Origin of the sequence: Neisseria sp., assembly GCF_030523955.1 — a bacterium.
In the GTDB taxonomy this organism is placed as follows: domain Bacteria; phylum Pseudomonadota; class Gammaproteobacteria; order Burkholderiales; family Neisseriaceae; genus Neisseria.
Window position 1 is genome coordinate 1 of the sequence record NZ_JAUNHL010000082.1, and the last position, 10,100, is coordinate 10,100.

Genomic DNA, 10,100 nt, shown 5'->3' on the forward strand with positions numbered 1-10,100 from the left:
TTTCTGCTGGTAAGGGGGGAGTAAAGTTTGGAATTCTTATTTTAATTCACTATACTACGTGAGGTTTGTTGTATATAATTTAACATAATTATGATTATGCGAAATTTATAGTGTGTCCATCAATAGAGTATAAATCCGACTACTTTTTTCTTCTCACCGTTTTTTGTTTGATAATCAATCATTGATAACGTTGGCCGTTATACTCCAACCAGCCGTCTACATGACGTTTGGCCGGATCATGATGCGTCCAATGGATGACGCCGCCTTGTTCCGACCATTCGTATTCACCGTTAAAACCAACGGTATCGCCTTTTTTCAAGCCTTTAATTTTCGGTGCCAAATCGATATTGTGTGCGACTAATAAAGTTTGGCCGTTGGCCAGTTTTAAGATAAAGCGTTGGTGACGGCTGCCTTTGTTGTCGTCAGGAAGCGTTTTGGTGACTGTACCGCTGCCTTGTACCTGCAGATTACTTGTTTTGTTTTCAAAAGCTTGTTTTAAAGCGTTATCACCATTTACGGTATTTTGGCTGCTTCTGGTAGCCGTTTGGGTTTGGCTGCTTGTGGCATTTCTGTTATCGGCGTAATTGTGGTTATCTTGTTTATTCCATTGTGAATACAATAAGATAGCTGCTGCGGGTATCAGCCACAGCCAGTTATTTTTTTCATTCAGACAGGCCTTTGCCTTAACGGCGTTTGTATTTTAAATCGTAGCGAATGTCTTTCATTACGGTACGTAGATTATGGTCGAGAACTTCTTTGACGATATTGGGCGCTTCCTGTGCCAATGATTGCTGGATTTGATAAGTCATGGCTGCGGTTTGCTTTTGCACCACCGTGCGTATCATGCCGGAGACGGCATCGGTAAGGTGTGGCAGCAGTTTGCGTGTCAGCCTATCGAGCAGCTCTTTTTCAGACAGGCACATCGCCGGCAGATTAGGGGCGACATGAGGGTTGATAATGTTGATGGTTACCGGAATGTTTTCGGGACGTACGGTAGAAGGCACGATTTTTTCTTCTTCTGTGCCGCTTTCTTCAAAAATTTCAGCTTGTTCCATTACCGGCTCTGGTAAGGCTCCGTGTTTGGGGTTTACCCACACGGTGCTGGTTTTCTCGATGATACTTTCGTCCACTTCGCCTTGTAAGGCAGTTTGAGCGCTGATCCAATCTTCCTGTAACAATACGGAAGCATCTTCTTCCGGCTGTTCTTCGTCAAAATTAGCGTTTATTTCCTGCTGCCACTGGCGCAGATATTCCAGCAAAGCTTTTTCGCGAGCCTCTGCTTGCGCCATGTTTTTAATGGCGGATTGCGGACGGATGGCATTGGTGCGTGGCGTTTGTTTTTGAGTAGCATACGGCGAGGGGGGCGCGACACCGTTTTGTTCGCGCAATTGTTGCAGTTTACGCTCCCATTCTTCTTGCTGGCTTTCGGCGGAATAAGTACTGTGTCGGTTGTCTGGCGGGAACGGGCGGCGGTCGTTCATTTTGCTACTTTCTTTAATGGTATTTAAAGGCTTATAATAATCGATATTTTAACAGATTATTCGGAAGAACATCATGAGCGACATTGAGAAACGGCTGGAGTTTCTGGAGGAAACCACGGAGGTTTTACGTATGCAGAACCGTGTACTCTCTACCGCTTTGAAAGGCTTAATCCGTGCCCTACCCGGTGAAACGGCACAGAATGCGGTGGAATCGATTCAATTGGCTTTTGAGGATGCGCTAGCGGAGCTAAGCTATGAAGACAGCCCGCACGTGGATTTGTTTCATGATGTAACCTATTCTTTCTTCAGGGAAAAAGAATATTAAAACATGTGTTGAAAATACAGATTCAGTTTTGTAAATTCATGCTAAAATATTTAACGAATCAAACCATACCAATCAAAGGATAAACGTTATGAACATGAAAAAATGGCTGGCACTGGCCGTGGCCTGCTCTACTCTCGCTTTAGGTGCTTGCGGCGGTAAAACGGAAACGGCGGCAAGCAAGGCTTCCGATGCTTCGACTCCTGCCGCTCCTGCTTCCGGTAAAGCATACCGCGTGGCGATGAATGCGGAGTTTGCGCCGTTTGAATCTTTGAATGAGAAAAACGAAGTTCAGGGCTTCGACGTGGATTTGATGAACGCAATGGCCAAAGCCGGCAACTTTAAAGTGGAATATAAACATCAGCCGTGGGACAGCCTGTTTCCTGCGCTGAAGAATGGCGATGTGGATATTCTGGCTTCGGCGGTAACCATCAATGAAGAGCGCAAACAAACCATGGCGTTTACCGATCCTTATTTTGAAATCACCCAAGTGATTCTGGTACCGAAAAATAAGGAAATCAAATCGGTAGAAGATTTGAAAAATGCCAAGAAAGTCGGCGTGGTAACCGGTAATACCGGTGATACTGCGGTAACCAAGATATTGGGCAACAACAGTGAAAAAATCGCCCGCTTTGAGAACGTGACTTTGGTTATCAAAGAGCTGGAAAACGGCGGTTTGGATGCAGTGGTGAGCGACAGCGCGGTGGTAGGCAATTATGTGAAAAACAACAGCGATAAAGGCTTTACCATGGTTGCCGTGCCCGATTTTGAAGTTGAGCACTACGGCTTGGCCGTACGCCAAGGCGATGAGACTACGCTGAAAATGCTGAACGATGCGTTGAAAGAAGTTCGCGCCAACGGCGAATACGACAAAATCTTCAATAAATATTTTGCCAAATAATTAAGCTGTTTTAGCTCTAATATGCCTGTCTGAAAACATGCAGTACGCTTTCAGACAGGCATTTTGATTCTAAATTAAGGACGAGACTGTGCTCAGTTACCGACATGCTTTTCATGCCGGCAATCATGCCGATGTATTGAAACACTTTACTTTGTGGTTGGTTTTGGATTATTTCAACCGTAAAGACAAACCCTATTGGTATATCGATACGCATAGCGGCGCAGGTTTATATGATTTGGGTGGCCGGGAAGCACAAAAAGTCGGCGAATACCGGCAAGGCATTGAAAAATTGCGCACCACCGGCGAAAACCTGCCGCCTTTATTGGCCGAATTTATTGCCTGTCTGAAAAACATACTGCCCGCCGAAAATCTTTATTGCGGCTCGCCTTGGCTGGCACAAGCAGTGTTGCGCCCTGCCGACAAATTGCGTTTTTTTGAGTTGCACCCTACCGATTTTTCCCATTTGCAACACAATATGCAGGAAGTACGTTTGGGCAGGCGCGGTATTTTGAAACAGGAAGACGGCTACCGCGGTTTGATTGCTCTGCTGCCGCCGCCTCCACGCCGTGCAGTAGTGCTCATTGATCCGCCTTATGAAGAAAAACAGGACTATGCGCGGGTAATCGGTACTTTGAAAGAAGCGCAAAAACGCTTTGAGCAAGGCTGTTATATGGTGTGGTACCCTTGCCTTTCGCGCGAGGAAAGCCGGAAATTGCCGGAAAAATTGAAAAAATTGGCACCGGAAAATTATTTGCAGGCCGAATTGTACGTGCATACGCCGCGCACCGACGGTTTCGGAATGCACGGCAGCGGTATGTGGCTCATCAATCCGCCGTATCTTTTGGCCGAACAATTAAAGGAATGCCTGCCTGCCCTTACCCGCCTGCTGGCACAGGATGACGGCGCGCGGTATGTGTTGGATTATAAACAGTGATTTTCAATATTGAATGCCTGTCTGAAAGCAAAAATTTTTCAGACAGGCATTTTGATTACTTCACCAGAACGCTAACGCGAAAGCGAGACCTTTGCAAAATTCAAATTGCTATCTAAAAAATCTGAACTCCGTCATTCCCGCGCAGGCGGGAATCCAGACGCTTGGCATCCAAGTATAGTGGATTTAAAATAAAACTCCGAGATTGGAGCGCGGACGTCCCCGTCCGCAAAATATCCAGAATCATACATAAAAAGCGGACGAAAACGTCCGCGCTCTACCGGACATTTTATTTGAATCGACTATATTTGTTTAATCAATGCTTCAATATTTCCATCTGGATTCCCGCCTGCGCGGGAATGACGGGATTTAAGCATTTCAGACGGCTTTAAAGTATTTTTGCAAAGGTCTCAGCTTGTTTTCAGACAGGCATTTTATGATGAAGCCGTTTGTTTAATAAGCGCTTTAAGGCAGTTTTTCCGTGTAACGCCACTGCCCGGGCACCAGCTTTTCTTCAAACAGGTTGATACGCCCTATTCCCACCCTCACCAACCGTAAACAGGGATACCCTACTTTTGCGGTCATCCGGCGGACTTGGCGGTTTTTGCCTTCGCTGATTTTGATTTCCAACCAAAAATCCGACACGGTTTTGCGTACCCTTATCGGCGGATCGCGCGGCCACAGCGCATCGGTTTGCGCCGTTTCCAGCAAGCGTACCTTGGCCGGCCGGGTAATAAAATCGTTTAGATCCACCCCGTTGCGCAAACTTTCCAGTCGGCTCTCGTCCGGGCTGCCTTCTACTTGCGCCCAATAGGTTTTTTCCAACTTGAATTTCGGTTCGGCGATTCGGGCCTGCAACTTGCCGTTATCGGTTAACAGCAATAAGCCTTCGCTGTCGGTATCCAAGCGGCCTGCCGGATAAAATCCGGGTACATCGATATATTGCTTCAAAGAAGCATGTTTTTCATGTTCGCCGAATTGACAGATCACGCCGTAAGGCTTGTTGAAAATAATCAGGTGGCTCATGGTGTGGCTTCAAAATAAATATGCGGCATTGTAACTGGTCTGCCGGGCGGGATAAATGCCTGTCTGAAAACAGAACAATATGCTTTTGCATAATTAAACTGTTTTCAGACAGGCATTTTTTATCGAAGAATGATCAACAAATCATCTGAAAAGATTCAACTATCCTCCATGGCCATCAGGCTGGCATTGCCGCCGGCTGCGGTGGTGTTGATGCTCAGGCTGATTTCTTCGAATACCGCTAGGATATCCAAGCCTTCTGCGGCATCGATGATTTTGATTAGCGCGCCCTCTTGCAAAGCGGCTTGCTGGCGAAGTTCGCGACTCGGTTTTTCCAATGCAATCAGATGGCTGATACCGGCGGGAATATTGCGGCTGCTCACCTCAATCAAGCCTTCGGCGTGCTCGCGCCAGATAGCCAGCGGATGCTCTTCGCTAACTACGGTTTTCATGCCGGCGGCAGCCAGTTTGATCCAGGCTTCGAAGGCTGCTATCAGGCTGCCGCCGTAGAGCCAAACTTTTTTCGGCGCATGCCATAGCGCCAGGTTGCGTTCGCCGGTCGGCCCGGGCAGCATGGCTTCCGCTTGCCGCAAGGTATGCACGCGCGCTTCGCCGATGATGCGGCCGAGACGTACTTTTTCGTCATGGCTGAAGCCCATTTGCGCCATCAGTTTTTCTATTACCGAAAGTGCGGCTTCATCCGCCTGGCCGTTGCGGGTAAGCTCGGGTATCCGCCAATCGCCCCGGCTGAGTTTTTGCAGATAAAACGCGCCGCCGGCTTTGGGGCCGGTACCGGAGAGGCCGTGGCCGCCGAACGGCTGTACGCCGACTACTGCGCCGACGATGTTGCGGTTTACATAAATATTGCCCGCTTCAATGCGTGAACAGATATGTTCGATGGTACCGTCGATGCGGCTGTGGATGCCGTGGGTGAGTGCGTAGCCTTTGCTGTTGATTTGGTCGATGAGCTGATCCAACTCGCCCGCACGGTAGCGTACCACGTGCAATACCGGGCCGAATACTTCGCGTTGCAATTCGTTTAAGTTGTTCAACTCAAACATAACGGGCGCGATAAATGTGGCTTCGTTGCTATTTTCAGGCAGTTCCAATTCATGATAGCTTCTGGCGACGCCTTTCATTCTTTCGATATGCCCTTGCAGATTTTGCTGCGCTTCACTGTCAATCACTGGGCCGATATCGGTGGACAACCGCATCGGATTGTTCAGGGATAATTCGTCCATCGCTCCTTTAATCATCTCAATCATGTGGCCGGCCACATCTTCTTGTACGCACAATACGCGCAAGGCCGAACAGCGTTGGCCGGCGCTGTCGAAAGCGGAGTTGAGTACGTCTACGCATACTTGCTCGGCCAATGCGGTGGAATCGACGATCATCGCATTTTGACCGCCGGTTTCGGCAACCAAAACAGGGTTGTCATCGCGTTTGGCCAGTGATTGGTTAATCAGTTTGGCCACTTCGGTGGAACCGGTGAAAATCACACCGTTGATGCGCTCGTCTTGCGTTAAGGCAGCGCCCGCTTCGCCGGCGCCCAAAACCAATTGCAATACATTCTGTGGCACGCCCGCTTCATACAGCAAGCCTACGGCGTAATGGGCAATCAGGCTGGTTTGTTCCGCCGGTTTGGCAATCACGGTGTTGCCGACAGCCAAAGCCGCCACCACTTCGCCGACAAAAATCGCCAAAGGGAAATTCCACGGGCTGATGGCTACGATCGTACCTTGCGGTGCTCTGCCGGCGCAGGTGGTTTCGGCTTCATGCGCATAATAACGGCAGAAATCAACCGCTTCGCGCACTTCGGCAATCGCGTTATTCAGCGTTTTACCCGCTTCGCGTACCGCCAGCATCATCAAAGCGGGCGTATGCGCTTCGAGCAAATCGGCAAAACGGCGCAACATTTCCGCACGCTCGGCAGCGCTGCTCGCCGCCCAACCGGCTTCGGCGGCTTTGGCGGCAGCCACCACTTCGGCTATCGAACCGGCGTTGATAAAAGATACGTTACCGACAATATCATCGTGATCGGCAGGATTTTTGACTGCCGTTTTTTCTTGATGCTGTACGCTCGCTGCGGTTAACGAAGCCGCATCATAATTTTTTTGGGCGGCAGCGTTCATTTCGTTTTCGAGCAAATGCAGTACGTTTTCATTGCTCAAATCCCAGCCTTGCGAATTGGTGCGGCTGTCGCCATACAGCTGGCGCGGCAGAGGCAGCGCTGCGTGTAATTTGCCTTGCGTTTTTTCTGCGGCGTCGAGCGGGCAGCGGATTAAATCGTCTATGCTGACTTTTTCATCGACAATCTGGTTGACAAACGATGAATTGGCGCCGTTTTCCAACAGGCGGCGAACCAGATAAGCCAGCAAAGTTTCATGGGTGCCTACCGGTGCGTAAATGCGGCAGCGCCGGCCTAAATTTTGGTTGCCGACCACTTGGTCGTACAAGGTTTCGCCCATGCCGTGCAGACATTGGAATTCAAATTCTTTGCCTTCTCCCATTTGGTAAACGGCAGCCAAGGTATAAGCGTTGTGGGTGGCAAACTGCGGAAATACCGCATCCTGCGCCGCCAAGAGCTTGCGTGCGCAAGCCAAGTAGGAAACATCGGTATGAACTTTACGGGTGTAGACCGGATAGCCGTTTAAGCCGTCTACCTGCGCCCATTTGATTTCGCTATCCCAATAGGCGCCCTTCACCAGGCGGATCATCAATTTCTGATTGTTGCGGCGTGCCAGATCGATTAAATAATCGATGACGAACGGACAGCGTTTCTGATAAGCCTGTACCACAAAACCGATGCCGTTAAAGCCCGCCAAATCGGGATCGGACACCAACTCTTCCATCAAGTCAAGCGACAATTCGAGGCGGTTGGCTTCTTCGGCGTCGATGTTCAAACCTATTTGATATTGTTTGGCCAACAGAAACAACTGCTTTAATTTGGGCAACAATTCACTCATCACCCGATCGTGTTGGGCGCGTACATAACGCGGGTGAATGGCGGAAAGTTTTACCGAGATACCGTTACCCTCGTATACGCCCGCCCCTGCCGCATCTTTGCCAATGGCGTGGATAGCGTTGACATAGTCCTGATAATACCGGTCGGCATCGGCTTGGGTCATTGCCGCTTCGCCGAGCATATCGAATGAAAAACGGTAACCCAGTTTTTCACGCTCTTTGCCGTTTTGCAGCGCCTCTTCTATGGTTTGCCCGGTTACAAACTGTTTACCCAACAGGCGCATGGCGTAATCCACGCCTTTGCGTATCATCGGCTCACCACCCTTGCCGATGATACGGGTGAGCGCCATACCCAGCGTTTTGTCGTCGTTGGCCGAAGTCAGTTTGCCGGTAATCAGCAAGCCCCAAGCGGCGGCGTTTACGAATAACGACGGGCTGTTATTAAGGTGTTTTTTCCAGTTGCCGCCGGATAATTTATCCTGAATCAATTTGTTGCGCGTGGCATTGTCGGGGATACGCAGCAGAGCCTCGGCCAAACACATCAATGCAACCCCTTCTTGGCTGGATAAGGAAAACTCATGCATCAGCGCATCTACGCCGCTGGCTTTGCTGCGGTTTTCGCGCACCTGCGTAACCAAGCGCCGTGCCAGCGCCTTGGCATTGTTTTTTTCTTCTTCGCTCATGGCCGCGGCTTGCAGCATATCGGCGACGGCTTCGCTTTCATCACGGCGGTAAGCGGCGGTAATTGCACGGCGTAGTTCTGTTTGCGGGTGGGTAAATTGAAACATAGCTTTCTCCATTATTTACGGGATACCGTTATGGCTTGGTCGGCCGGTTTAATTCAGCAGATACACTCAAATCATTTTTAAAATTATTCGGTTAAGTATATCAATAACGCGTTGGACACGCGTCAGAGTTTGATGAGGCAAATATCGGATTCTTTGCCTTAAAAATATTGACACGTGTTATTTTACAATATAAATTTTCGTATAGGAAATAATTATTCCATAAAGAAACAAGGAAACATCCATGCAGATTTTCGACCACCAACATACCACATCGGCATTACCGTTTGACCAATTGCTCACTGCAATCGAAAAAATGTTTGTGTCCGGTTGCCATGTTCCTCTGCGGCACATTCATCCGATTGTGGATGACAATAACCGCCAAGACGGCATTCTGTTACTGATGCCCTCTTGGCTGCCGCAAAAATGGATGGCAGTGAAAACCGTATCCATATTTCCCGATAATCACATCAGAGGGCTGCCCGGTTTGCATTCAGTCGTGATTTTGTACGACGCGCAAACGGGGCGGCCGGTGGCGGTACTGGACGGTGATGCCATTACTTCGCGGCGTACGGCGGCAGCCTCTGCTCTGGCGGCACGCTGGTTGAGCCGTGAAGATTCGCGAACTTTATTGGTCTTGGGTGCAGGACGGGTCGGCGCACTATTGCCTGAGGCGTACCGCTGCGTACGTCCGATTGATAAGGTGTTGGTTTGGAATCCTAGTCGCGGCAAAGCGGAGCAAATGGTCTCGCAACTGAACCAACAGGGATTTCAAGCCACGTTGGCGGAGGATTTGGCAGCCGCCTGCGCCGATGCGGACATTATCAGCTGCGCCACCTTGTCTACCGAGCCCCTAATCCGCCGCGCATGGCTGAAGCCGGGTACCCATCTGGATTTAATCGGCAGCTTTACTCCGGCCATGCGTGAAAGCGATGATGCCTGCTTTGACGGAACCTCAGTTTTCATTGATACCGAAGAAGCCTTAATCAAAGCAGGGGATATTTTGTCGCCGCTTCAGACAGGCATTTTAAAAAAGGAAGACATCCGCGCCACCTTAACCGATCTGTGCCGCGGCATTCATCCGGGGCGGCAACATGCTGACGAAATTACAGTTTATAAAGCTGTGGGGACAGCTTTGGAAGACTTGGCTTCAGCCGTATTGGCTTATGCCCCGCAAGATGTTTAACGGCACATTGTAAAATGATCAATGACGACAGGAGCATCCGCTATGAAACCCACCGCTCTGATCATAGGTGCCGGAGTGGTCGGCCTATGTACCGCACTGCGTCTTCAGGAGCGCGGTTTCCATATCAAAATTATTGACCGACAGCCGCCGGGGTTAGGTGCATCATTCGGCAATGCGGGCTTTATCGCTTCAGAATCGGTGGAACCATTGGCAACGCCCGATAATTTGCGCCGGTCGCTACGATTATGGTTGAACCGCTATGGCCCACTGTCTATGCCGGCCGACAACTGGCACCGGACTTTACCGTGGCTGAAATATTTTATCGCCGCCGCCCGCCCTCAAAAGGTAGCGGAGATTCGCACCGCTTTATCGGCATTGCTAACAGAAGCCGTACCGGCATGGCAACGTTTGCTGGAGGATGTAGGTTTATCCCATTATCTCGTCGGCACATTTTATAGTGAATTAAAATAAGAATTCCAAACTTTACTCCCCCCTTACCAGCAGAAA

9 protein-coding genes are annotated in these 10,100 nt (G+C 49.6%); 5 read left to right on the top strand and 4 right to left on the bottom strand.

Annotation, left to right across the window (positions count from 1 at the left end; genetic code table 11):
- Window positions 1–178: 178 nt before the first annotated feature.
- Together Q4C79_RS12360 and Q4C79_RS12365 are read right to left on the bottom strand one after the other, a co-directional pair.
- Window positions 179–619, bottom strand: a complete 441-nt coding sequence (locus Q4C79_RS12360) for a DUF3465 domain-containing protein (RefSeq protein WP_368492240.1) — start codon at window positions 617–619, stop codon at window positions 179–181.
- Window positions 620–683: 64 nt separating this feature from the next.
- Entirely contained in the window at window positions 684–1,481 is a 798-nt protein-coding gene (locus Q4C79_RS12365) for a hypothetical protein (protein ID WP_303091324.1), read from the bottom strand.
- Between the two features lie 73 nt (window positions 1,482–1,554).
- Here Q4C79_RS12365 and Q4C79_RS12370 point away from each other — a divergent pair, with 73 nt between their 5' ends.
- From Q4C79_RS12370 to Q4C79_RS12380, 3 genes are all read left to right on the top strand, one after another.
- A complete protein-coding gene (locus Q4C79_RS12370; RefSeq protein WP_303091325.1) occupies window positions 1,555–1,806 on the top strand; it encodes a hypothetical protein in 252 nt (83 codons plus the stop codon).
- Between the two features lie 88 nt (window positions 1,807–1,894).
- Entirely contained in the window at window positions 1,895–2,704 is an 810-nt protein-coding gene (locus Q4C79_RS12375) for a basic amino acid ABC transporter substrate-binding protein (protein WP_303091326.1), read from the top strand.
- An 88-nt stretch (window positions 2,705–2,792) separates the two neighbouring features.
- Complete coding sequence (locus Q4C79_RS12380) at window positions 2,793–3,638, top strand: 23S rRNA (adenine(2030)-N(6))-methyltransferase RlmJ (protein WP_303091327.1); 846 nt, start codon at window positions 2,793–2,795, stop codon at window positions 3,636–3,638.
- A 462-nt stretch (window positions 3,639–4,100) separates the two neighbouring features.
- Here the strand turns inward: Q4C79_RS12380 and Q4C79_RS12385 are convergent, their stop codons facing one another.
- Together Q4C79_RS12385 and putA are read right to left on the bottom strand one after the other, a co-directional pair.
- Window positions 4,101–4,661 carry a pseudouridine synthase gene (locus Q4C79_RS12385; RefSeq protein ID WP_303091328.1) on the bottom strand — a complete coding sequence of 187 codons (561 nt, stop codon included), beginning with the start codon at window positions 4,659–4,661 and terminating at the stop codon, window positions 4,101–4,103.
- Window positions 4,662–4,816: 155 nt separating this feature from the next.
- Window positions 4,817–8,410: a bifunctional proline dehydrogenase/L-glutamate gamma-semialdehyde dehydrogenase PutA gene (gene putA, locus Q4C79_RS12390; protein ID WP_303091329.1), complete on the bottom strand. Its 3,594-nt coding sequence runs from the start codon at window positions 8,408–8,410 to the stop codon at window positions 4,817–4,819.
- 241 nt (window positions 8,411–8,651) lie between these two features.
- On the opposite strand from putA, the gene Q4C79_RS12395 reads away from it, so the two are divergent.
- The gene (locus Q4C79_RS12395; RefSeq protein ID WP_303091330.1) at window positions 8,652–9,593 is read left to right on the top strand and encodes an ornithine cyclodeaminase family protein; all 942 of its coding nucleotides are present in this window, start codon (window positions 8,652–8,654) and stop codon (window positions 9,591–9,593) included.
- A gap of 42 nt (window positions 9,594–9,635) precedes the next feature.
- Window positions 9,636–10,064: an FAD-binding oxidoreductase gene (locus Q4C79_RS12400; protein WP_303091331.1), complete on the top strand. Its 429-nt coding sequence runs from the start codon at window positions 9,636–9,638 to the stop codon at window positions 10,062–10,064.
- Window positions 10,065–10,100: the final 36 nt, after the last annotated feature.

What these genes read in the sequence shown, in the direction of transcription:
- Q4C79_RS12395 (WP_303091330.1), top strand. Translation starts at nt 8,652, where the DNA reads ATGCAGATTTTCGACCACCAACATACCACATCGGCATTACCGTTTGAC.
- Q4C79_RS12400 (WP_303091331.1), top strand. Translation starts at nt 9,636, where the DNA reads ATGAAACCCACCGCTCTGATCATAGGTGCCGGAGTGGTCGGCCTATGT.
- Q4C79_RS12385 (WP_303091328.1), bottom strand. Translation starts at nt 4,661, where the DNA reads ATGAGCCACCTGATTATTTTCAACAAGCCTTACGGCGTGATCTGTCAA.
- putA (WP_303091329.1), bottom strand. Translation starts at nt 8,410, where the DNA reads ATGTTTCAATTTACCCACCCGCAAACAGAACTACGCCGTGCAATTACC.
- Q4C79_RS12375 (WP_303091326.1), top strand. Translation starts at nt 1,895, where the DNA reads ATGAACATGAAAAAATGGCTGGCACTGGCCGTGGCCTGCTCTACTCTC.
- Q4C79_RS12370 (WP_303091325.1), top strand. Translation starts at nt 1,555, where the DNA reads ATGAGCGACATTGAGAAACGGCTGGAGTTTCTGGAGGAAACCACGGAG.
- Q4C79_RS12365 (WP_303091324.1), bottom strand. Translation starts at nt 1,481, where the DNA reads ATGAACGACCGCCGCCCGTTCCCGCCAGACAACCGACACAGTACTTAT.